This window comes from Georgenia daeguensis (assembly GCF_039537705.1).
GTDB lineage: Bacteria > Actinomycetota > Actinomycetes > Actinomycetales > Actinomycetaceae > Georgenia > Georgenia daeguensis.
The window spans coordinates 26,797-49,861 of the sequence record NZ_BAABBA010000012.1 but is presented as its reverse complement, the minus strand read 5'-3'; the positions used below and the strand labels follow the sequence as shown (position 1 = coordinate 49,861).

General features: G+C 72.6%; 14 protein-coding genes. 9 read left to right on the top strand and 5 right to left on the bottom strand.

What is annotated here, in order from left to right; all coding sequences use genetic code 11:
- Positions 1–91: 91 nt before the first annotated feature.
- A complete protein-coding gene (locus ABD774_RS12800; RefSeq protein WP_345041759.1) occupies positions 92–979 on the bottom strand; it encodes a hypothetical protein in 888 nt (295 codons plus the stop codon).
- A gap of 302 nt (positions 980–1,281) precedes the next feature.
- Positions 1,282–4,191 (bottom strand): cation-translocating P-type ATPase, encoded by a 2,910-nt coding sequence (locus tag ABD774_RS12795; protein WP_345041756.1) that lies wholly within the window; start codon positions 4,189–4,191, stop codon positions 1,282–1,284.
- A gap of 158 nt (positions 4,192–4,349) precedes the next feature.
- Between ABD774_RS12795 and ABD774_RS12790 the strand changes: the two genes are divergently transcribed.
- A complete protein-coding gene (locus tag ABD774_RS12790; RefSeq protein WP_345041753.1) occupies positions 4,350–5,663 on the top strand; it encodes an MFS transporter in 1,314 nt (437 codons plus the stop codon).
- A gap of 35 nt (positions 5,664–5,698) precedes the next feature.
- Here ABD774_RS12790 and ABD774_RS12785 read toward each other — a convergent pair whose 3' ends face one another.
- Positions 5,699–7,159, bottom strand: a complete 1,461-nt coding sequence (locus ABD774_RS12785) for a CCA tRNA nucleotidyltransferase (protein WP_345041751.1) — start codon at positions 7,157–7,159, stop codon at positions 5,699–5,701.
- Positions 7,160–7,229: 70 nt separating this feature from the next.
- Between ABD774_RS12785 and ABD774_RS12780 the strand changes: the two genes are divergently transcribed.
- The 7 genes from ABD774_RS12780 to ABD774_RS12750 all read left to right on the top strand — a co-directional run bounded on the left by ABD774_RS12780 (position 7,230) and on the right by ABD774_RS12750 (position 18,562).
- Positions 7,230–7,754, top strand: a complete 525-nt coding sequence (locus ABD774_RS12780) for an NUDIX hydrolase (protein WP_345041749.1) — start codon at positions 7,230–7,232, stop codon at positions 7,752–7,754.
- Positions 7,751–10,084: a DUF6049 family protein gene (locus ABD774_RS12775; RefSeq protein WP_345041746.1), complete on the top strand. Its 2,334-nt coding sequence runs from the start codon at positions 7,751–7,753 to the stop codon at positions 10,082–10,084. Before ABD774_RS12780 ends, ABD774_RS12775 begins: the two co-directional genes overlap by 4 nt.
- Complete coding sequence (gene murJ, locus ABD774_RS12770; RefSeq protein WP_345041744.1) at positions 10,081–14,523, top strand: murein biosynthesis integral membrane protein MurJ; 4,443 nt, start codon at positions 10,081–10,083, stop codon at positions 14,521–14,523. The genes ABD774_RS12775 and murJ overlap by 4 nt, the downstream gene beginning before the upstream one ends.
- An 89-nt stretch (positions 14,524–14,612) precedes the next feature.
- The gene (gene trxB / locus ABD774_RS12765) at positions 14,613–15,620 is read left to right on the top strand and encodes a thioredoxin-disulfide reductase (protein ID WP_345041742.1); all 1,008 of its coding nucleotides are present in this window, start codon (positions 14,613–14,615) and stop codon (positions 15,618–15,620) included.
- Positions 15,621–15,732: 112 nt separating this feature from the next.
- Entirely contained in the window at positions 15,733–16,059 is a 327-nt protein-coding gene (trxA, locus tag ABD774_RS12760) for a thioredoxin (RefSeq protein ID WP_345041739.1), read from the top strand.
- 171 nt (positions 16,060–16,230) lie between these two features.
- Positions 16,231–17,592, top strand: a complete 1,362-nt coding sequence (locus ABD774_RS12755; RefSeq protein ID WP_345041737.1) for an aminotransferase-like domain-containing protein — start codon at positions 16,231–16,233, stop codon at positions 17,590–17,592.
- A 13-nt stretch (positions 17,593–17,605) separates the two neighbouring features.
- Positions 17,606–18,562 (top strand): D-alanine--D-alanine ligase family protein, encoded by a 957-nt coding sequence (locus ABD774_RS12750; protein WP_345041734.1) that lies wholly within the window; start codon positions 17,606–17,608, stop codon positions 18,560–18,562.
- Positions 18,563–18,854: 292 nt separating this feature from the next.
- On the opposite strand, the gene ABD774_RS12745 is transcribed toward ABD774_RS12750, so the two are convergent.
- The gene (locus ABD774_RS12745) at positions 18,855–19,625 is read right to left on the bottom strand and encodes a ParB/RepB/Spo0J family partition protein (RefSeq protein ID WP_425554546.1); all 771 of its coding nucleotides are present in this window, start codon (positions 19,623–19,625) and stop codon (positions 18,855–18,857) included.
- A 535-nt stretch (positions 19,626–20,160) separates the two neighbouring features.
- On the opposite strand from ABD774_RS12745, the gene ABD774_RS12740 reads away from it, so the two are divergent.
- On the top strand, positions 20,161–20,346 hold the full coding sequence (locus tag ABD774_RS12740; protein WP_345041729.1) for a hypothetical protein: 186 nt from the start codon (positions 20,161–20,163) through the stop codon (positions 20,344–20,346).
- A gap of 58 nt (positions 20,347–20,404) precedes the next feature.
- On the opposite strand, the gene ABD774_RS12735 is transcribed toward ABD774_RS12740, so the two are convergent.
- Positions 20,405–21,460 (bottom strand): ParA family protein, encoded by a 1,056-nt coding sequence (locus ABD774_RS12735; RefSeq protein ID WP_345041727.1) that lies wholly within the window; start codon positions 21,458–21,460, stop codon positions 20,405–20,407.
- Positions 21,461–23,065: the final 1,605 nt, after the last annotated feature.

The window sequence follows — 23,065 nt, the reverse complement described above, 5'->3', positions numbered from 1 at the left end:
TGAAACTCCGGCCGTGGACGCCAGTGGTGAGGATTCGATGCCTGAGGAGCGTCGATTCCTCACCTGTCAGACATGAGCCAGCGTCCACCGGTCACCCGGCCGGGCAGCCAGGTCGGCACGCGCGTGCCGTGCCACGCCAGCCTCCCCGGCGCAGGGCTGCTGCGACCTGGGACGCCGTTCGGCAGGGAGTCGCCGCCACGTGCGTCCACCGGTAACGAAGGGTGCGCTCGTCGCGCTCGATGAGGACGGCGTTGTCCCGCCAGGTGTCTGCGGCGGTGCGGCCGCCTGGATGAGCCAGCGTCCCGTCCAGCTCGACCCGGAGCCGGTGTCTCGGGTACACGACGTCGGCCCGGATCCATCGGCCACCGACGTGGTCGCGGACCTGGAGCTTGCTGGCGGGAAGGCCGTGGCGGCGCTCGACGTCGACGCGATAGCGCCGCTCGAGGGCGGACTCCACCCCTTCGCGCACCTCCTCGAGGAGCTCGCCGAGTAACTTCCGGCGCGGCAGCCGAGCCCGTCCGGCGGCCGCGGCTGCGACGTCGTCGAGGCTGATGCGTGCCCGAGCCGCGTCACACAGCAGGGTGATCGCGGCGTCCGCGTCGGCGAGCTCGCCCCAGAGGTCGACGACGGTCTCGGGCGGGTGGACCGTCGGCAGCACGCCGTAGCTGTCAGGCATGGTTCGGCGCAGGTGGATGCGCAGATCCCGTTGGCCGGCGACCCGCCGCTCCCACGGCACGCTGACGTCGATCTGACGAGGTGGCTTCTTCGTGAGTCCCCAGCGGAACGCGGCCGCGGAGTGGCTCAGTGCCGCGCCCCGGCCGCAATAGACCAGGGCGGCCCTGGCTCGGGTCGGCCACGGCAGGGGGCCGGCGTGGATGACGGCGACGCCGGGGTACGGGCTCTGCCAGAGTCGACGACGGACCTGGTCGGCCAGGTAGCCCGGCGGTATCCCGAGCTCGATCAGCTGCCGGCGCGACACGACGTCGTCCCGTGCGCCTGCGTATCTCTCTGCAGCCCTCGTCGTCATGACAGAACCGTGCAGGTCGTCCGGGCGGGACGCGGCCGACGCGTCCCCGGATGTGGATAAGCCTGTGGACGAAACGTGTCAGCCGCAGACGGACGACGGCGAGCGACCGTGAGTGGCGTGGCGGCGGTCGCCGTGCTGAACGGTGAGGATTCGATGCCTCAGAAGCGTCGAATCCTCACCGGTGTCGCGGCGCGCCCGTCGTCGCGGCGGGGCAGATCGACGGGGCGGGGCGGGGCGGCCGCGGACAGCCGCCTTCAGCCCACCTCGCCGCGGTGCCGTGCGCGCCAGACCAGCTTGCGCAGCTCGTCGAACCACAGCACCACCGACGCCATCGCGAAGCACACCGCCCAGTGCGCCAGGTCCAGCGAGGCCGTGCCGAACGCGGTCTGCAGGAGGGGCACCTCGACGATCGCGATCTGCAGCAGGAACGCGAGCGCCACCGCGCCCCAGAGCCACCGGTTCACGAACAGCCGGTGGAAGGCGCTGGACGTCTCCGAGCGGGAGTTGAACGCGTTGAAGAGCTGGGCGATCACGAGCGTGGTGAAGCCGGCCGTCCGGGCGACCTCGAGGGAGTCCTGGCCCTCCACCAGCCCGCCGGGCAGGAAGATGTCGATCGTCAGCAGCGTGGCGGCGGCCATCACCAGCCCGATGGACAGGATCCCCGTCCACATGTGCCGGTCGATGATCCGGTCGGTCAGCTTCCGCGGGCGGCGTGCCATCACGTCGTCGATCTCGGGGTCGACGCCCATCGCGAGCGCCGGCCCGGAGTCGGTCACCAGGTTGATCCACAGGATCTGGGTGGCGAGAAGCGGGACCACCACCGCCTCGCCCGACGCGCCCGTCAGCCCGATCACGCCGGCGAGCAGCACCCCGAAGAACACGGTGAAGACCTCGCCCATGTTGGACGAGAGGAGGTAGCGCAGGAACTTCTTGATGTTGTCGAAGATGACCCGTCCCTGGCGCACGGCCGCGACGATGGTGGCGAAGTTGTCGTCGCCGAGGATCATCTTCGAGGCTTCCTTGGTCACCTCGGTGCCGGTGATGCCCATGGCGACGCCGATGTCCGCGGACTTCAGCGCCGGGGCGTCGTTGACGCCGTCGCCGGTCATGGCGACGACGTGGCCGTCGGCCTGCAGCGCGTCGACGATGCGCAGCTTGTGCTCGGGCGCGACCCGCGCATAGACGGACGACTCGCGTGTGACCTCGCGCAGGCCGGCGGCGTCGAGCCGGTCCAGGTCCGTGCCGCTGACCGCCTTCGCGCCCGGCTCGACGATCCCGAGGTCGGCGGCGATGCGGGCGGCGGTGGTCGGGTGGTCTCCGGTGATCATCATGACGCGTACGCCGGCGCGGTGGGCCTCGGCGACGGCGTCGGCGGCCTCCGCGCGCGGCGGGTCGATGATGCCGACGACGCCGACGTAGACCAGGTCCTGCTCCGCCGACTCGTCCAGGCGGGGCGCACCCGCGGCGCCCGCGCCGCCCGGGGTGCCGGCGAGCGCCGCCATCTCCTCCGAGGGCCGGTACGCGACCCCCAGCGTGCGAAACGCCTGGGCGGAGAGCTTCTCGACGTCCGCGAGCGCCCGGCCGCGGCGCTCCTCGTCGAGCGGGACGACGTCGTCGCCCACCTGCACCCGCGTGCACCGGTCGAGCAGGACGTCGGGCGCGCCCTTGACCATCAGCACGAGGTGGCCGTCGGAGATCTTCTGCTCCAGCGAGGACATCATCTTGCGCTCGGAGGTGAACGGGACCTCGGCGCGGCGCTCGAAGCGCTCGGTCTCGGCGTGGGCCGGCGGCAGCTTGCGTGCGGCGACCAGGAAGGCGGCCTCCGTGGGGTCGCCCTGGATCTCCCACTCGCCGTCGCGCTCGGTGAGCTGGGCGTTGTTGGCGAGCGCGCCCCCGGCCAGGGCGAGCCGGACCTCGGTGGCGAGCGGTCCGTCCGCGTGCCGGCCGTCGGCGAGCGGCTGCCCGCCCACGAGAGCCTCGCCGTCGGGCCGGTAGCCGACGCCGGTGAGGTCCACCTCGCCGGACGCCGTGAGCACCCGCTCGATGGTCATCTCGTTCTTGGTGAGCGTGCCGGTCTTGTCCGAGGCGATGACGGACGCGGACCCGAGCGTCTCCACCGAGTGGAGCTTCTTGACGACGGCGTTGCGCCTCGCCATCTTCTGCACGCCGATCGCCAGCACCACGGACAGGATCGCGGGCAGCCCCTCCGGCACGGCGGCGACGGCGAGGGAGACGCCCAGCAGCAGCACCGTGACGAGGTCGCTGACGGAGCTGACCTGGTTGACCAGCGCCGTGACGGCCATGACGATCACGGCGATCACCACCACAGTGACGCCGAGCAGCTTGCTCACCCCGGCGATCTCACGCTGGAGCGGGCTGGGGTCCTCCTGGGTGGCGTCGAGCATCTCGGCGATGGAGCCCACCTCGGTGTCCATGCCGGTGCTGGTGACCACGGCGCGGCCCACCCCCTGGGCGACGGCGGTCCCCTTGAACACCATGTTCCTCCGGTCGCCGAGCGGCACCGGGCCCGGGAGCGGCGCGGGGCTCTTGGTCACGGCCTCGCTCTCGCCGGTGAGGGAGGCCTCGGCGATCCGCAGCGCCGTGGCACTGACGAGCCGGGCGTCCGCACCGACGGCGTCGCCCTCCGACAGAACCAGGACATCCCCACGCACCAGCTGGCTCGAGGGGACGCTCCGCAGCTCGCCGTCGCGCAGCACGGTGGAGCTCGCGGCGGTCATGGACTGCAGCGCGGCGACGGCGTTCTCCGCCTTGTTCTCCTGCACGAACCCCAGCACCGCGTTGAGCAGGACGACGGCGGTGATGACGATCGCGTCGACCGGCGCCCCCGCGGCGCCCTCCGCGACCCACGCGGCGAGCGAGATGACGATGGCCACGAGCAGCAGATAGATCAGCGGGTCCTGGAACTGCGAGACGATCTTGCGCCACAGCGGCACCGGCGGCTTCGAGCGCAGCTCGTTGGGGCCGTCCGCCGCCAGACGGCGGGCGGCCTCGCCGGAGGTCAGGCCGCTCGTGAGGTCGGCGGCGACGGCGGCCGCCACCTCGTCCGCGGACCTGAGGGAGGGGTCCGCGGCTCCGCCGTCCTGCTCGACGGCGACCGCCGAGCTCGGTGTGGAACGCTCATCAGCAAAGTTTGATCCATCCACCTATCTATCGTCTCGCACCCGCCCCGGACTTTCCATAGGCCCACGGTCTCGGTGTCACGGTGAGATGTCGCACCCCCGGCAGCGGCTTTTCGCGCGCAGCTCGGCGGCGGCTAGCCTTCGACGGTGCCGACACCTGACACCCGACCGCCCGGCGAACGATGAGCGTCCTGTCCGACCTGCGCACCGTCGCGGTCAACGACGGCTTCCGCAGGCTCTTCACCGTCCGGCTGGTCTCCCAGTGCGGCGACGGCGCGTTCCAGATCGGCCTGGCGACGCTGTTCTTCTTCAACCCCACGAACATGGCCACGGCCGGCTCGGTCGCGGCCGCCTTCGCCGTCCTGCTGCTCCCGTTCACCGTGGTCGGCCCCTTCGCGGGGCCGCTGCTGGACCGCTGGCGCCGCCGGCAGGTCCTCCTCTACGGCAACGCGGTCCGTGTGGTGCTCGCCTTGGTCCTGGCCGTCCTCATGGCGACGGTCGGGGTGGGGCTGCCCGTCTACGTCCTCGCCCTGGTCACGCTGGGCATCAACCGGTTCCTGCTCGCCGCCCTCTCGGCGGGCCTGCCCCGCGTGGTCCCGCGCGAGCACCTGCTGATGGCCAACGCGATCACCCCCACCCTCGGCGCGGTCTCCGCCGTCGTCGGGGCGGGCATCGGGTTCGTGCTGGGTCTGCTGGTGCCGGCCGGGCCGGTCAAGGACGGCGTCGTCCTCGCGCTCGCCGGCGTGCTGTTCGGTGCCGCGTCCGCCCTCGCGCTGCGCCTCGGCCCCGACCAGCTTGGCCCCACCTCACCCGCCCCGGCCGACCAGCTCTGGGCGGACGTGCGCGCCACCGTGCGGGACATGGTCGACGGCGCCCGGTACCTCGTCGCGCGCCGCACCCCGGGCATGGCGCTCGGCGTCATGGCGGCGCACCGGTTCCTCTACGGCCTGAACTTCATCGCGCTGCTCCTCATCTCCCGCAACCTGCTGTCGGACCCGGCCGACGCCGCGGCCGGCCTGAAGATGTTCGGCACCCTCACCGGGATCTCCTTCGCGGGCAACGGGCTGGGGATCCTCCTGACCCCGCTCGCGCACGAGCGCGTGCGGCCCTCGGCCTGGATCGTCGTGTGTCTCGCCGTCGCGGGGCTGAGCCAGGCGCTCCTGGCGACGACGCCGGACTTCTGGGTGATCGCCGCCGCGGCCGTGCTCATGGGGCTCGGGGTCCAGGGGGCGAAGATCGCCGTCGACACGATCGTCCAGCGCGACACGGACGACACCTACCGCGGCCGCGCGTTCTCGCTCTACGACACCCTCTACAACGCCGCGTTCGTCGGTGCCGCGGCGCTGGCGGCGGTGGCGCTTCCGGACACCGGGTGGTCGCGCGGGGTCTTCGTGGCCCTCACGGTCGTCTACGTGATCGTGACGCTGGCGTACCGGGTGGGCGTGAAGCGCGTGGACGACACGCCCCTGCCGGTGCTGACCTCCGAGCGCAGCTGACCCGTTAGGGCGTCAGGCGGGTACCGCCGCCAGCGTCACTTCCGCGCGGCCCACCAGGCCAGCAGCGCCTCGCGCGCGGCGTCCTCGCCGACCGGCCCGCGCTCCATGCGCAGGTCGAGGAGGAACTTGTACGCCTGCCCGACCACCGGCCCGGCCGGGACGTCGAGGGCCTCCATGATCTGCTTGCCGTCGAGGTCGGGCCGGATGGCCTTGAGCTCCTCCTGCTCGCGAAGCTGGGCGATGCGCTCCTCGAGGTCGTCGTAGGCGGCGGAGAGCCGCATGGCCTTGCGCTGGTTGCGCGTGGTGCTGTCCGCCCGGGTGAGCCGGTGCAGACGCTCGAGCAGCGGGCCGGCGTCGGTGACGTAGCGGCGTACCGCCGAGTCGGTCCACGCGCCGTCGCCGTAGCCGTGGAAGCGCAGGTGCAGCTCGACGAGGCGGCTGACGTCCTTGATCGTCTGCTTGTCGAACCGCAGCGCCTTGAGCCGCCGCGCGGTGAGCTTGGCGCCCACGAGCTCGTGGTGGTGGAAGCTGACCCCGCCGCCCGGCTCGAACCGGCGCGTGGCCGGCTTCCCGACGTCGTGCATCACCGCCGCCAGCCGCAGCACGAGATCCGGCGCGGGGACCGGCCCGTCGGGCCCGGTCTCCAGGGCGATGGCCTGGTCGAGCACGGTCAGCGTGTGCTCGTAGACGTCCTTGTGGCGCTTGTGCTCGTCGACGGTCTGCTGCAGCTCCGCGAGCTCGGGCAGGACCACGTCGGCGACCCCGGTGTAGACCATGATCTCCAGGCCGCGGCGGGGATACCGCGAGATCATCAGCCGCTCGAGCTCGGCGCGCACCCGCTCCGCGGAGACGATCTCCAGCCGGTCCGCCATGGCGGACATCGCGGCCATGACCTCGGGGTCGACGTCGAAGCCCAGCTGGGCGGTGAAGCGGGCGGCCCGCATGATGCGCAGCGGGTCGTCGTCGAAGGACTGGGTGGCGCTCACCGGGGTGCGCAGGACGTGCCTGGCGAGGTCGCCGAGGCCGTCGTGCGGGTCGACGAAGGTGAGCTCCGGCAGCCGGACCGCCATCGCGTTGACGGTGAAGTCCCGGCGCGAGAGGTCTCCCTCGAGGGTGTCGCCGTATTCGACGACCGGCTTGCGGGAGCCGACCTCGTACGCCTCCGTGCGGTACGTCGTCACCTCGACGACGGTGTCTCCCTTGCGGGCGCCGATCGTGCCGTACTCCTTGCCGATGTCCCACGAGGAGTCGCCCCACGCGGCCAGCAGGCGCTCGGTCTCCTCGGGGCGCGCCGAGGTGGCGAAGTCGAGGTCGTGGGAGACCTCCTCGAGGAACGCGTCACGCACCGGGCCCCCGACGAGCGCCAGCTCGTGCCCGGCGGCGGCGAAGCTGCGCCCCAGCTCGAAGATCGAGGCGGGCAGGCCGGCCAGGGCGGCCAGCGCCCGGCGCTGCAGGTCGAGACGACGGTCGGGGCGAGAGGTGGTCGGGCTGGGCACCGACCAAGGGTGCCACGCCGAGCCGGTGGCGCCCACAACGCCCCTGCGCACAGATCATTACAGTGTCCACATGCCTGCCGCCTTCCCCGTGCCGCGCCCTCAGGTGCCGCGGCCGCCCCGGAGCCGGCTGGTGAACGCACGCACCTCTGCGCTTCCGGTGGTGGACGAGACCTCGGCCGGCGGCCTGGTGGTGGACGTGGTGGAGGGGCGCGCGTTCACCGCCGTCATCGCCCGCCGCAACCGCGCCGGGCGCCTGGAGTGGTGCCTGCCGAAGGGTCACCTCGAGGGCGAGGAGACCCCCGAGGAGGCCGCCGTGCGGGAGATCGCGGAGGAGACGGGGATCACCGGCCAGATCCTGCGCCACCTCGCCACCATCGACTACTGGTTCGCCGGCACCGACCGCCGGGTGCACAAGGTGGTCCACCACTTCCTGCTCGAGGCGACGGGCGGGGAGCTGACCATCGAGAACGACCCGGACCACGAGGCCGAGGACGTCGCGTGGGTGGAGCTGACCGAGGTGGCCACCCGGCTCGCCTACCCGAACGAGCGACGCGTCGTGTCCACGGCGCGGGACGTGCTGGCCGGGCGCGCATGACGCTGCGTCGGGCCGCGCGACGCCCGGTCGCGGCCCTGGCGGCCGCCCTCGGGACCGTGCTGCTGGCCGTGCCGGCGGCGGCCGTGCCGCCCCCGGTCCTCGGTGCGACCGCGTCGGCAGGGACCGGGACCGCGCCCGCCGTCGGCGCTGCCGCGCCCGCTGGCAGTGCCGCGGCTGCGGGTGCCGTCCCGGCCACGACGACGGACCCGGCGTCCGAGCTGGAGGTCGAGATCACGGACCTCGGCCCGCCGGTGCTCCGCCCCGGTCAGACCCTCACCGTCCGCGGCACGGTGGAGAACACGTCGGAGGAGGACGCCGCCGACCCCGTGCTGCGTCTGCGCCTGCAGCGCTACACCCCGGTCTCGCGCACCGCGCTGCAGCGCTGGATGGAGCCCGGCAGCTTCTCCACGACCGTCGTCCTCGCGCGTGAGGAGCTCGAGGAGCTGCCGGCCGGGGCGAGCGCCACCTTCTCGGTCGAGATCGCGCCAGAGGAGCTGGGCCTGTCTGAGTCGTCCACCGCCTGGGGGCCGCACGGGGTGGAGGTCGCCGTCGACGACACCGCGGGCGCCGGCCTGGCCGGTGCCGACCGCAGCCTCCTGCTGTGGTACCCGGACGTCGAGGTCCAGCCCACCCCGGTCAGCGTCCTCGTCCCGGTCACCCCCACCGCGGCCGAACGCACCGACGCCTCGCTGGCCGGCACCGCGGTGGGCGACGCCTCCGCGCCCCGGCTCCTGGAGCTCCTGCGCGCCGTCGACCGCCCCGGCGTGACCGCGGCCGTGGACGGTTCGCTGCTCGCGGTGCCGGCCAGCGAGGCGGGCACCGCCCTCGGTTCGGGGGCGGCCGCCGGCGGAGCCGCCGCCGCGGGGTCCGACGGCGGGCCCGACGACGCCGCGGGCGCCGACCCGACCCAGGCACCGCAGACGGCCGCGCCGCCGGACGAGCCCGACGAGCCGGCCGGGCGGCCCGCCGCGACCGGCTGGTCCGCCCTGCTCGACGCCGTCGCCGCGATGGGTCAGGGCGAGGGCCGCGAGGTGGCGGTGCTGCCGTCGGCCGACGCCGACGTCGCCGCTCTCGCGCACACCGGATCCCACGCCCGGCTGGAGGAGACCGTCACCGAGGCCGCCGAGGCCGCCGAGGCGGCGGGTCTCGGTGACGCCCCGACCCTGACCTGGCCCGCCACGGCGTACCCCGACCTGGACACCGTCGCCGCCGGGGACGCCGCCGGCACCGACGCCGCCGTCCTGCCCGTCACCGCCGCGACGCCTCTGGACGAGCTCACCTACACCCCGGAGGGCCGCGCCGACCTGGTGATCGCCGACGGCGCCGCCGGCAGCCACACCGTGCCGGCCGTGCTGGTCGACGACCGCGCCTCGGCGGTGCTGGAGGGACGCATGCTGCCCCGCGCCGGCACCGGCGAGGACACCGCGGTGGACCTCGACCCCCTCGACGCCCGCCAGCTGCTCCTCGCGGACACCGCGGTCATCTCCCGCGAACGCCCCTCCGACCCGCGCGCCGTCGTCCTCGCCCTGCCGCGCGACCACGCCACCGACGTCGAGGACCTCGCCGACAACCTCGAGACGCTGCTCGGGGCCCCGTGGGTGGAGCCGACGGCGCTCTCGGACGTCGTCGCGCGCGAGGCTCCCGAGCTCGAGCGCGGCACGCTGCCCGAGACCCAGGTGGACCCGGACGAGATCGGGTCCGGGCAGCTCGCAGCCATGGACGCGACCGTGGCGCGGGCCCGGTCCTTCGCGTCCGTCACCGCCTCGCCCGAGCAGGTGGTCGAGCCCGTCGTCGACGCGCTCGGGCCGGCGCTCTCCTCCGCATGGCGCGAGGACCCGGCGGGGCGCGCCGCGCTGCTGGACCGCGTGGCCGCGGACGTCACGGCGCTGGACGGACAGCTCAGCGCCCTGGAGTCCTCGACCCTGAACGTCATCAACTCCTCGGCGGAGCTGCCGGTGCACGTCCGCAACGACCTGCCCACGGACGTGACGGTCCAGGTGGCCCTGGAGCCGAGCGACCAGCGCCTCGAGGTGCCCGAGCCCGTGACGCTCACGGTGCCGGCCGCCTCGCAGGCCACGGCGTCGGTGCCGGTGCGGGCGCTGGGCAGCGGCGACGTCAACGTCGCGGTCGAGCTGCTCACCCCCGACGGCCGCCCGGTGGGCACCCCGGCGGACCTGCGGGTGCGGGCGCGCCCCGACTGGGAGAACGTGGGGACCGCCGTCGTCGCCGGGGTGCTGGCCGTCATGCTCGTCGTCGGGCTGGTCCGCACGGTGCGCCGCGGCCGCCGAATGGACCCGGACACCCCGCTGCCCCAGGAGGAGACCGCATGAGCGCCGCCCGCCGCGGAGTCGCCGGGTCCTCGGCCGTCATGTTCGCCGGCACGCTCGTCTCGCGCGTGCTCGGCATGGTCAAGTCCCCGCTGCTGCTGGGCGCGGTGATCGGCATCAACACCGGCGCAGGCAACGCGTTCTCGGTGGCCAACAAGCTGCCGAACCTTATCTACATGCTCATCGCGGGCGGCGTGCTCAACGCCGTCCTGGTGCCGCAGATCGTGCGCGCGGTCCGCGGCCACGCCGACGGCGGCCAGGCCTACGTCAACCGGCTCCTGACGCTGGCGATGGTGGGGCTCGGCGGCATCACGCTGCTCCTCACCCTCGCGGCGCCGCTGCTCGTCTCCCTCTACGCCGTGAACCTGCCGCCGGAGTGGTACGACGTCGCGGTCACGTTCGGGTACTGGTGCATCCCGCAGCTGTTCTTCTACGGGATGTACACGCTGCTCGGGCAGGTGCTCAACGCCCGCTCGGTCTTCGGCCCGTACATGTGGGCGCCCGTGGCCAACAACGTCGTCGCGATCGGCGGGCTGCTGGCCTACCTGGCGGTCTACGGCGGCACCACCGCCGCCGACGCCGACAACGCGGGCCTGTGGGGCACCGAGCGGGTGGCGCTGCTGGCCGGGACTGCCACGCTCGGCATCGTCGTCCAGGCGCTGGTGCTCCTCGTGCCGCTGTACCGCTCCGGCTTCCGCTACCGCCCCCAGTGGGGGCTGCGCGGCTCCGGCCTGGGCACCGCCAGCCGCATGGCGATGTGGGTCTTCGCCGCGCTCGCCGCGAACCAGGCCGCGTACGTCGTCGTCTCCAACGCCGCCGCGTACGCCTTCCGGGCCGGCGGCGGCGCCCGGGACGTGGCCGGCAACGGCGCCTACGACACCGCGTTCCTCATCTACACGCTGCCCACCTCGCTGGTGACCGTCTCTCTCGTGACCGCGCTGTTCACCCGGATGTCCGCCAACGCCGCGGCCGAGGACCTGGGGCGGGTGCGCGCCGACCTCTCGGTCGGGCTGCGGACCGTCTCGGTGTTCACCGTCTTCGCCACCGGCGCGATCATGGTCCTCGCGCTGCCGGTGGTCCGGGTCATCGCGGCGACCGTGACGTACGCGGAGGTCCAGTCGATCGCCCGGGTCGTCGTGGCCATGGTGGCGGGCCTGGTCGCCGTGGGCGTGTTCACCATGTGCCAGCGGGTGTACTACGCGTTCGAGGACGCCCGCGGGCTCTTCCGGCTGCAGGTGCCGATGATCCTCGTGCTCGCGGTCGGCGCCGCGGCGTCGATGCTGCTGCCGCCGGAGTGGATCGTGGTCGGCATCGGCGTGGCGATGACCCTGTCGAACTGGACCGGCGCGATCGTCACCTACCTGGGCCTGCGCCGGCACCTGCGCACCCTCGACGGCTCACGCGTCCTGCGCACGCACGTGCGCCTGGTCCTCGCCGCGGTCCCGGCCTCGCTCATCGGCTGGGGCCTGCTGCACCTGACCGGTACGGACTCGGACCTGGGCGTGCTGGGCGCGCTCTGGCGGATCGCCGTGGTCGGGCTCGTCATGGGCCTGCTGTACGTCCTCGCGCTGCGGCGCCTCCAGGTCGACGAGCTCGACGCCCTCGCCCGTCCGGTCGGCAAGGTCCTCGCCGCCGTCGGGCGGCGCGTGCCGGGCCCCGTGGGGCGGGTGCTGGTGCGCGCGGGGGCGTCCCTGGCGCCGCAGGCGGCTGGGCCTCGCGGGCCGGGTGGCGGTCCCGGCGACGGCGGACCGGACGGCCCCGGCGACGGCGGACCCGACGGCAGCGGAGGTCCCGGGGGCCCGGTGGACGGCGGACCGGACGACGGCGGACCCGCCGGTCCCGGGAGCACCGGACCCCGGGGTCCGGGGGACGACGGACCGGACCACGGCGGCCTCGCTGGCCCGGGAGACGCGTCCGGCCGCGGGCACGTCTCCGGCCGCGGGCACGGTCACGTTCCCGCCGGTGACGCACCGCCCGTCGGCGCGGCCGCCGGCACGCCGGTGCGTACACTCGGCCCCAACGCCCGATCCGGGGCAGGGGATCACGCGGACAAGGGGAGCACGGCACTGGAAGCGCGCACGGACGAAGCCGGCCGGGGGACCCGCCACGTCCTCGACGAGCGCTACGAGCTCGGGGCTGCGCTCGACACCACGGTCGGCGGGGTGGACCGCCGTCGTGCCCACGACACGATCCTCGACCGGCCTGTCGAGGCGCTCGTCCTGCCGCCGGCCGGCTCCGGCGTCGCCGAGGTCCTGGACGCCGCTCGACGGGCCGCCCTGGTGGAGGACCACCGTCTCGTGCAGGTGCTCGACGTCGGCACCGACGGCTCGGCCTCCTACGTGGTCACGGACCCGGTGCTCGGCCCCGATCTCGCCGAGCTCACGGCGGACGGCCCGCTGCCGGCCGAGCAGGCCCGCGCCATCGTGGGCGAGGCGACCAGCGCCCTGGAGTCGGCCCGCCGTCACGGTGTGCGCCACCTGGCGCTGCGTCCCGGCTCGTTGCACGTGACCCCCGACGGCGAGGTCCTCGTGACGGGCCTGGGTACCGACGCCGTGCTGCTCGGCACTGCGGACCCCGACGGCTCCCCGCTGGCTGCGACCCGTCGCGACGCCACGGACCTCGTCCGCCTCCTCTACCTGGCGCTCACCGGCGTCTGGCCGGCCGTCGACGAGGCGCCCGCTGCACCGCGCAGCCTCAACCCTGAGGTCCCGGGCGACCTCGACGAGCTGTGCACGCGGGCATTGGCCGACGGGGACGGACCGCGCAGCACCGGCGAGCTCATCCGTCTCCTCGCACCATGGACGGACGTCGACGCCGCGGCCGTCCTCGGCGCGCCCCCCGCGCCTCCAGCGCCCCCCGCGCCTCCAGCGCCGCCCGTGCCCCCAGCGCCGCCCGCCGCGCAGCCCTCCTCTGCTTCCGCGCCGGCGGCACCGGCGGGGTCATCTGTCGCAGCCGAGGCCGGCGGTCCAGCTTCCGTCACAACAGGGGCCGTCGGTGCGGCTGCCGTCGCCCCCGCCGGCGGGCCGGCCTCGGCGATCGCGACCGGAGGCGCCGGCACCGGTCGGCTGGTCCCCACCTGGACACGCCTGCACGCCGAGCCCCAGACCGTCACCGACCCCGCCGCCGCAGCGCCGCCCGCCCCGATGCCGGACCCGGCCGATGCCCTCGGCGTGCCGCCCGAGGCTGACGTGGCCGACCCCGCCACCCCCGCCACCCCCGTCGCCGACCCCGCCGTCGCCGACCCCGCCACCGCCGTCGGCCCTCCGCCGCCTCCCGACCCGGTTTCCGAGCCCGCAGCCGCACCCGGGCTCGCGCCCACGCCCACGCCCACGCCCGCGCCTCAACGGACGGCGGCCGACCGCCCGGCGACACCTCCGGCCCCGCGCAAGCTGGCCTGGACCCCGCAGCGCCCGGCACGTTCCGAGCAGCCGCCGGGCTTCCCGCAGATCCTCGACGCCCCGCAGGCGAGCCCGACCGCACCGTCCAACCGGCACACGAGGACCCCGGGCACGATGGCCGCGCTCGCCGCCGTCGCCGGGTCGACCGCCGAGGCCGTCCGCACCGGGGCACGCAGGGCGGCCCAGGGCACGAAGGTCGGCGCCCGCAGGGCGGCCGAGGGCACCCGCACGGTCGCCGCCGCGACGCGCGAGACCGTCGGCTCCGCCGTCGTCGCCGGCAAGGAGAAGGTGGCCGAGACCGCCGCGGCGCGGCGGGACCGCGAGACGGACCGGCCGGCGTCCGGCCCCCGGGCCGACGTGGACGACGTCCTCTCCGCCGTCGACGGCCCCGAGATCCCCTTCGCGGAGCGGCGGATCAACCCCACCCCGGTCGTGCTGGTCGCGGTGGCCGCGCTGGTGCTCGTCCTGTTCCTCATCTCCACCCGCACGCTCCTCGCACCGCCGGAGCCCGTCTCGCTGCCGCGCAACAACCCCGCCCCGACCGCTACCGCGACCGCCGGACCGACCCCGACGGCGGAGCCGAGCCCGGAGGAGACCGCGCCGGCCGAGGCACCCGCCGGCCCGCCAGTCATCGCCTCGCTCGCCCCGCTCGACCCCGAGGGGGACGGCGACGAGAACCCCGACCTCACGCCCCGGGCGATGGACGGCGACCCGGCCACGTTCTGGCGCTCCCGTTCCTACGTCAACCCCGAGTACGGCATGAAGACGGGCATCGGGCTCGCGATCACGCTCCAGCAGCCGGCCAAGGTCAGCAGCGTCGGGCTCGACCTGCGCGGGACCGGCGGCCTGGTCCAGGTCCGTGCGACCTCCCCGGACGCGCCCACCGAGGGCGAGGTGCTCGCCGAGGGAGAGATGGGCCCGGACACGGTGCTGACCTTCGAGCCGGTGGAGACGGGCAGCATCGTGCTGTGGTTCCCGCGCCTGCCGACGGCCGAGTCGGACGGCAAGAACCGCATCGAGCTGGCCGAGGTACGCGTCGGCTGACGGTGTGACGGATGTCGGTGGTCGCCGGGAACATCGCCCATCTACCATCGGTTGAAGGGCGTAGAGGTCCCAATCACGTGAGGAAGAGCATGCCTGCACAGGAGAACGCGTCCGAGGTTCGTGACGTCATCATCGTGGGGTCCGGCCCGGCCGGGTACACCGCGGCGGTCTACGCGGCGCGGGCCAACCTGCGCCCGATCGTCTTCGCCGGCTCGGTCACCGCCGGCGGGGCGCTGATGAACACCACCGAGGTGGAGAACTTCCCCGGCTTCCCCGAGGGCATCCTCGGCCCGGAGCTGATGGAGAACATGCAGAAGCAGGCCGAGCGCTTCGGCGCGGAGATCCGCTACGAGGACGTCGTGGCCGTCGATCTGGCCGGCGACGTCAAGACCGTCACCACGGACGACGACGAGACCTATCCCGCGCGCGCGGTGATTCTGGCCAACGGCTCGGCCTACCGCGAGCTGGGCCTGCCCGAGGAGAAGACCTTCTCCGGGCGCGGGGTCTCCTGGTGCGCCACCTGCGACGGTTTCTTCTTCCGCAACCAGCACGTGCTGGTCGTCGGCGGCGGGGACTCCGCGATGGAGGAGGCCACCTTCCTGACCCGGTTCGTCGACAAGGTCACCGTCGTGCACCGCCGCGACGAGCTGCGCGCCTCGAAGATCATGGCCGAGCGCGCCCTGGCCAACGAGAAGATCGAGTTCGCCTGGAACAGCGAGGTCGCGGCCATCCACGGCGAGCAGAAGGTCACCGGCGCGACCCTGCGCGACACCGTCACCGGCGAGACCCGCGAGATCGACGCCACCGGCATCTTCGTCGCCATCGGCCACGACCCGCGCACCGAGATTCTCAAGGGCCAGGTCAAGCTCGACGACGAGGGGTACATCGTCGTCGACCACCCCACCACCGCCACCAACGTCCCGGGCGTCTTCGCCTGCGGCGACGCCGTGGACCACATCTACCGCCAGGCGATCACGGCCGCGGGCACCGGCTGCTCCGCCGCCCTGGACGCCGAGCGCTACCTCGCCAAGCTGCACGAGGCGGGCGAGCCCGGCAGCGACGCCTCCCAGACCCCTCAGGGCGCCGTCCTCGTCTGAGCGCCACGTTCGTCTGAGCACCACCCGCACGGACGGCACCCCCGGGCGCCGGACTCCCTGCCCCTCAGCGGCCTCGGAACAACCCCGGAGCCGGCACCTGCGAAAGGAACCCATGAGCACCGTCAACGACGTCACCGACTCGACCTTCGACGCGGAGGTCCTCAGCTCCGACGTCCCCGTCCTCGTCGACTTCTGGGCCACCTGGTGCGCGCCCTGCCGCCAGATGGCCCCGATCATCGACGAGATCGCGGCCGCGCACGGCGACAAGATGAAGTTCGTCAAGCTCGACACCGACGCCAACCCGGCCACCGCCCAGCGCTACGGCATCGTGTCGATCCCGACCTTCAACGTCTACCAGAACGGTGAGCTCGTGAAGTCCATCGTCGGTGGCAAGCCAAAGAAGGCGTTCACGGAGCAGCTCTCGGAGTTCCTCTCCTAGGACCCCATGCCTCCTCCGGCGCCCCCGTCACCCGGTCTCCGGGAGGCGGGGGCGCTGTCGCGCGACGCGCCCACCAGGCGTCCCTCACGACGGCCACCCCCGCCGCGGTGGCAGACTGCACGGGACGGCGGCGCACCGGGCTGCCGTCGTACCGACATCAGGGAGCTAGGGATGAACGCACAGGGTGCGCAGGCAGGGCAGGGCGGGCACAGCGGGCAGGACGCCGCCGCTGCCGCCGCCCGCGCCGGCACCCGGCTCGACCCCTGGTTCACCAGCTACGCCGACCGCGCCCACGGCATGCGCGCCTCCGAGGTGCGGTCGCTGTTCGCCGTCGCGAACCGGCCCGAGGTGGTCTCCCTCGCCGGCGGCATGCCGAACATCGACGGCCTGCCGCTCGACTTCCTGGCCGAGATGACCGCCAAGCTGCTGCGCGAGCGCGGGCCGCGGGCGCTGCAGTACGGGGGCGGTCAGGGCGAGGAGGAGCTGCGCGAGCAGATCGTCGAGGTCATGCGCTACGACCACATCCACGCCCACCCCGACGACGTCGTCGTCACCACGGGGTCGCAGCAGGCGCTGGACCTGGTCACCGAGATCTTCATCAACCCCGGTGACGTCGTCGTGGCCGAGGCGCCGAGCTACGTCGGCGCCCTGGGCGTCTTCCGCGCCTACCAGGCCGACGTGGTCCACGTCCCCATGGACGACGACGGCCTCGTGCCCGCCGAGCTCGACCGCACCCTGACGGAGCTGAAGCGCGCCGGGCGGACCGTGAAGTTCCTCTACACGGTCCCGAACTTCCACAACCCAGCGGGCGTCACCCTCACCCTCAAGCGGCGCCCGCAGATCGTGGAGATCTGCCGACGCCACCACGTGCTCATCCTCGAGGACAACCCCTACGGGCTCCTCGGCTTCGACGCGGACCCGCTGCCGGCGCTGAAGAGCTTCGACGCCGACGGCGTGGTGTACCTCGGGTCGTTCTCCAAGACGTTTGCCCCCGGCTACCGCGTCGGCTGGGCCCTCGCCCCGCACGCGGTGCGCGAGAAGCTCGTGCTGGCCAGCGAGTCGGCGATCCTCTCGCCCACGATGATGGGGCAGCTCTCCATCGCCACCTACCTCTCCACCTACGACTGGTACGGGCAGGTGAAGGAGTACCGCTCGATGTACCGGGAGCGGCGCGACGCCATGCTCGGGGCCCTGGCGGAGTTCCTGCCCCAGGCCTCCTGGACCGTGCCCGACGGCGGCTTCTACACCTGGGTCACCCTCCCCGCGGGGCTCGACGCCCAGGCCATGCTGCCGCGCGCCGTGACGAACCTCGTCGCCTACGTCTCCGGCACCGCCTTCTACGCCGACGGCCAGGGGCGGGACCACGTGCGCCTGTCGTTCTGCTACCCGACGCCGGAGCGCATCCGGGAGGGTGTGCGCCGCCTCGCGACCGTGGTCCACGCGGAGAGCGAGCTCGTGTCCATGTTCGGCACGGCGACCCACCACGACCGGGTCGGGGACTCCGTGGAGTTCCCGTCGCCCGACCAGGTCTGAGGAAGAGGTATCGATGTCCGACCAGCCCCGCACCGAGCTCACCGTCGCGATCCTCGCCGGCGGCCTGTCCCACGAGCGCGACGTCTCCCTGCGCTCGGGCCGCCGGGTCGCGGGGGTGCTGCGCGACCAGGGCGTCACGGTGCGCGTGCTCGACGTGGACGCCTCCCTCGTGGCTCAGCTGCAGGAGATGGCGCCCGACGTCGTCTGGCCGTTGGTGCACGGCTCGAGCGGCGAGGACGGCTCCTTGCAGGACCTGCTCACCCTGCTGGACCTGCCCTACGTCGGCAGCGAGCCCGCCGCGTGCCGCCTCGCGTCGCACAAGCCCGTCGCCAAGGCGCTCCTGCGCCAGGCCGGCCTGCCGACACCGGACCACGCCGCCCTGCCCCAGTCGCTCTTCCGTGAGGTCGGGGCTCGCACGCTGCTCGGCGCCGTCGAGCGCAAGATCGGGCTGCCGCTCGCGGTCAAGCCGGCCAGCGGCGGGTCCGCGCTCGGCGTCACCGTCGTCGAGCGGTCTGAGGACCTGCCCGAGGCCATGGTGGCCTGTTTCGCGTACGGGGACGAGGCCCTGCTCGAGCACGCCGTCCGCGGGACCGAGGTCGCCGTCTCGGTCGTCGACCTGGGTGACGGCCCACGTGCCCTGCCGGCCGTCGAGATCGTCACCGAGGGGCCCTACGACTACGACGCCCGGTACAACCCGGGCCGCAGCGAGTACTTCGTGCCTGCGCGCCTGGACGAGGCCGGCACCCGCACGGTGGGTGAGCTCGCCGTCGCCGTGCACCGCACGCTGGGCCTGCGCCACCTCTCGCGGACCGACATGATCCTCGACGAGGACGGCGTGGCCTGGTTCCTCGACGTCAACGTGTCGCCCGGCATGACGGAGACGTCCCTCTTCCCGCAGGCCGTCCAGGCCGACCACGCGAGTCTCGGGGACCTGTACATGGACCTGGTCCGGGCGGCGCAGCAGAACTGAGGCCGGCAGGGCCTGTCCCCGCCACTCGTCCTCCCCGGGCGTGGCCCTGCTTGGCCTTGCCTGGCCCTGCGTGGCCTTGCCTGGCCCTGCCTAGCCCTGCCTAGCCCTGGACAATGGTCAGCCCGGCCCGTTGGACAGCCCCGCCCGATCGTCCCGGTGACGTCGTGCGATGTCACCGGGGCACCGTCGAGCCAGCTCCGCGTCGGCCGCCCGCCCCAGCTGCGGGCGCTGCCTCACCTGGCGGTCGCTGCAACGCCCGGACCTTTCGGGAGTTGCAGCGACCGCTTCTGGATCAGTTCGTCGGCGCGATGTGCTCCTCGCCCGGGGCGAGGACGTCGAGAATCCTGTTGAGATCCTCCACGCTGGCGAACTCGATGGCGATCCTGCCCTTCCGCTGCCCCAGGTTCACCTTCACCCGGGTGTCGAGGCGGTCCGCCAGGCGCGTGGCCAGGCGGTTGAGGTCCTCGGCGTGGGCGCCGGCGCGCGGCCGGCGTCGCATTTCCGGCGCCACCGGCTCGTCGCCCAGCGCCACGATCTCCTCCGTCGCCCGCACGCTGAGACCCTCGGCGACGATCTTCTGGGCCAGCCGCTCCATCGCCGCCCCGTCGGACAGCCCCAGCAGCGCCCTCGCGTGCCCGGCGGAGAGGACGCCGGCCGCGACGCGCCGCTGCACGAGGGGAGGCAGCTTGAGAAGACGGAGGGTGTTGGAGATCTGTGGGCGGGACCGCACGATGCGGGTGGCCAGCTCGTCGTGGGTGCAGCCGAAGTCCTCGAGCAGCTGCTGGTAGGCGGCCGCCTCCTCCAGGGGGTTGAGGTTCGCGCGGTGCAGGTTCTCGAGCAGAGCGTCGCGGAGGAGGTCCCCGTCACCGGTCTCGCGGATGATGGCGGGGACCGTGTCGTTGCCCGCCTGCTGGGAGGCACGCCAACGGCGCTCGCCCATGATCAGCTCGAAACGCGCTCCGTCGCCAGCTGCCTCCGGCAGCGGCCTGACGACCACCGGCTGCAGCACGCCAACCTCGCGGATCGACGCGGCGAGCTCGTCGAGCTCCTCCTCGTCGAACACCTGCCGAGGCTGCCTGGTGTTGGGAACGATGTGGTTGACCGGAATCTCGGCGAAAGACGCGCCCGGGACCGGGACGAGCCCACCGTCGTCCCCCGAGGGAGCGAGGGCCTCGACCTCTGGCGACGCCGCCGGGCCCACAGGGGCCCCGAGATCAGCGTGAACCGGCTTGTCGGCGACGTCCCTCGCGGTGGTGCTGTCGTCAGATGCTGCGGCAGGTGCACTCGCTGCCTCTCGCGCCAAGCGCTCCGTCGCCACTTCCGCCGGCTCGACGGATTCGCCCGGGCTGGCTGCAGCGGCGCCGTCCGGGGCAGCCTCCGACGGCGCCGACGGCGCGGCCGACGACGGGACCGGCGGCGCCGGTTCGACGGCTTCCGTAGGAGCCACAACCGCGTCAACCTCCTCGGAGGCGCTCGGCTTCGCGCTCGACAGTTCGTCCGCCCGGTCCCCGTTTGAGGCCGCGGTGCCGCGGGTCCGGTCACTCGTGCGCTTGCGCGTCCCGCCGGACTTGCTCCGAGACCGCGACTTGTCGGGTTCCATGAGGGAACGTGCAGCCGCCGTGCGTGATGCGCGCTGCCGCGCCGTACCCGCGGCGGGAGACTCGTCCGCGCCGACGGGCGGCGCATCCTCGGCCGAGGATGCGGACGTCGTCGAGGCGGGGAAGAAGACGTCCATCGGCCGTGGCGCGGTCGCCGTCGCGGTCGCCGGTCCCGCGGACGGCTGAGCGGGCGCGCTCGGGATCAAGGCACCGATCCCGCGTCCGAGGCCCCGTCGCTTCTCGCTCATGACTTCTCCTTCTCGGCCTCGGCCGCAACCTTGGGGTCGCGCCCTTCGTGTTCCGTGTTGGGCTCGGCGCCACGTTTCGCGATCTCATGCGCCGCCTCGCGGTACGCGAGGGCTCCCGTCGACCCCGGGTCGTAGGTCAGAACGGTCTGTCCGTAGCTCGGGGCCTCGGAGATCCGCACCGAGCGGGGAATCGTCGCCTCGAGGGTCTCGACCGGGAAGTGCCCACGGACCTCCTCCGCGACCTCACGAGCGAGGTTCGTCCGTCCGTCGAACATCGTCAGAAGGATCGTCGACACGTGTAGATCAGTGTTCAGATGGCCGCGGATGAGCTCGATGTTCTTGAGCAGCTGGGTGAGTCCTTCCAGCGCGTAGTACTCGCACTGGATCGGGATCAGGACTTCCTGAGCCGCCACAAAGGCGTTGATGGTCAGGAGCCCGAGACTCGGTGGGCAGTCGATCAGGATGTAGTCATACGGCTCGAGGCCCTCGGTCCTGCGCGCTCGCACATGCTCGCGGATTGCGTTACGCAGGCGGTTTTCACGGGCAACCATGGAGACGAGTTCGATCTCGGCACCAGAGAGATCGATGGTCGCCGGTGCGGCGACAAGTCCCGGCACGCTCCCACACGGCTGAAGCACATCACCCAGGGGGACATCGTCGATGATGACGTCATAGATCGAGGGCACGCCAGACTGGTGGTCGAGTCCCAGCGCGGTCGAGGCATTGCCCTGCGGATCATTGTCGATCACGAGGACGTTCAGTCCGCCCGTCGCGAGGGCGGCGGCAACATTGACGGTAGTGGTGGTTTTGCCCACCCCACCCTTCTGGTTCGCGATAGTGAAGATTCGCGTCTCGCGAGGCCTGGGGAAGCGGGTTCCCTGCAGCTTGATCCGCCGGCGTGCGTCCTCAGCGAGTTGCGCCGCCAGGGGGGTGGTCTCGTCGGTCTCGGGAACGCTCTTCAGCAGCGCAGCACGCCGCCGCTCGTGGGGGTCGGCAAAGCCCTGACCTGCAGTGATACCGTTCGGCGCGCGTGTTTCGTCCTGCGGAGGCACAGCGTCCCCTTCACTCGTTGCGATCGCTCCTTGGCATCGTAATGGCGCCCTGAGCACCGTCCCTGCATTGTCCACAGCGAGTCGCTGTTTCACGTGAAACACGGCCTCCCTTCACTCCGCGGCCCTGGGCGCGCGGTCCGTCCTCAGTGCAAGGCACCGAGGGCCGACGCGTCCGGAGAGCGGAATCGCCGCCCTGAAGGTGCGCCTCAGAAACGGCGGCCAATGCCGAGCCAGCGTCCGAACAGTTCAGCCGAAGAGTCGGTGCGGGACCGTCGCTGGCTGTTTCACGTGAAACGCTCCTTGGCGTTACATGTGACCAGAGCATGCGGCGGCGTTTCATGCGACCAGAGCGGCATGCGGCCCGAAGGGGCCGGCGGTCAGCGCGGCGAGTTGCGCCGCCCACGGTGGTGTTCGTACTTTACGGCACCCGGCGGGCCGTGGGGTCGTAGCCTCGATTGGGTTCAACGGTGGACAAGTGTGGCCGCAACCCTCTCGCGCGAGGACCCACGTCTATGGAGGGAGCTCCGGCGGATTTGCGTAGTCCCGCTGAAAGGAACTGCCAGTACAGTCGGATCGACATAGTGGGTCCCAGGGATGTTGGTGTCCGGTCCCGCATCGCCGCGTCCTCCTGGTTTCACGTGAAACGTCGAGACGCTAGAGACGACGCCCGAGTTCGTGTTCCCGCCAGTCCCGCATCACCCTCCGCAAACATGGGCGGCAAAAGGGAGTTCGCTTGCAGCCGGACGCATAACAGCGTGACCGTCAATGACGTGGCGTGCGCTCTGAACTTGCATCAGCCTCGACAACAACGACTGCACCCGGACGCTCCTCACCGCAGGCGCTGATCCACGTGAAGCAACGACCGCAGGCGCTGTTCCACGTGAAACGAGCCTCCCTGATCAAAGAACGGTGTTTCCGAGTCCTTGGCGCGTACGGAGGCAATCCGGTACCTCCACGGATTCGCATTCGGGGCCGGGGAGCGGCCGGCTAGGCGTCATCCGTCGCAACGGCGGTCATTCCGGTTCACCTCTCCACGACGTTGGTGTAACGGTCGCTTTGCGTCGAAGTGAAACCGAATGGGCCCAATAGTTCCGGGCTGCCCCTATGCGCAGACCGAATCGTGCGCCGACCGGCGTCGTTTCACGTGAAACAGGGCGATCCAGAGCAGTGTGGGAGCAGCTCGGCCCGGCGCCATAGCCTTCCTTCTGTGTGCGAAGTTTGGGGATATACGACCTACTGTCGGCAACGACGGTGGCAAAGTTGCGCAGCTATTCATTCTGCAAGGTCGCGCGCCGGTTGTGGGACGTTGGGGGTCCGGCGACTGCTCCAGCCAGGCCACATAAATTTCACCGACGGTGCACGGGATCGCGCTCGTATTGGCTCTTCCAGCCGCCCTGCCGCGCACGAGTTCCAGCGGCAGCCGTGCTGTTCCACGTGAAACACTGAGTGCGGGCGGGCTCCCACCGGGCCCGCGGCCCGTTCATTCTCCTCACCGGCGGCGCGATTGGTGCTTCCTGGCGCCACGTCGGCGAGCCTTATGAGCACGAGCCTTATGAGCAGTTGCCTTGCCAATCCCCATGAGTTGACGGCGCACCTTACTCCCCG

What these genes read in the sequence shown, in the direction of transcription:
- ABD774_RS12790 (WP_345041753.1), top strand. Translation starts at nt 4,350, where the DNA reads ATGAGCGTCCTGTCCGACCTGCGCACCGTCGCGGTCAACGACGGCTTC.
- ABD774_RS12780 (WP_345041749.1), top strand. Translation starts at nt 7,230, where the DNA reads ATGCCTGCCGCCTTCCCCGTGCCGCGCCCTCAGGTGCCGCGGCCGCCC.
- ABD774_RS12775 (WP_345041746.1), top strand. Translation starts at nt 7,751, where the DNA reads ATGACGCTGCGTCGGGCCGCGCGACGCCCGGTCGCGGCCCTGGCGGCC.
- murJ (WP_345041744.1), top strand. Translation starts at nt 10,081, where the DNA reads ATGAGCGCCGCCCGCCGCGGAGTCGCCGGGTCCTCGGCCGTCATGTTC.
- trxB (WP_345041742.1), top strand. Translation starts at nt 14,613, where the DNA reads ATGCCTGCACAGGAGAACGCGTCCGAGGTTCGTGACGTCATCATCGTG.
- trxA (WP_345041739.1), top strand. Translation starts at nt 15,733, where the DNA reads ATGAGCACCGTCAACGACGTCACCGACTCGACCTTCGACGCGGAGGTC.
- ABD774_RS12755 (WP_345041737.1), top strand. Translation starts at nt 16,231, where the DNA reads ATGAACGCACAGGGTGCGCAGGCAGGGCAGGGCGGGCACAGCGGGCAG.
- ABD774_RS12750 (WP_345041734.1), top strand. Translation starts at nt 17,606, where the DNA reads ATGTCCGACCAGCCCCGCACCGAGCTCACCGTCGCGATCCTCGCCGGC.
- ABD774_RS12740 (WP_345041729.1), top strand. Translation starts at nt 20,161, where the DNA reads ATGAGGGAACGTGCAGCCGCCGTGCGTGATGCGCGCTGCCGCGCCGTA.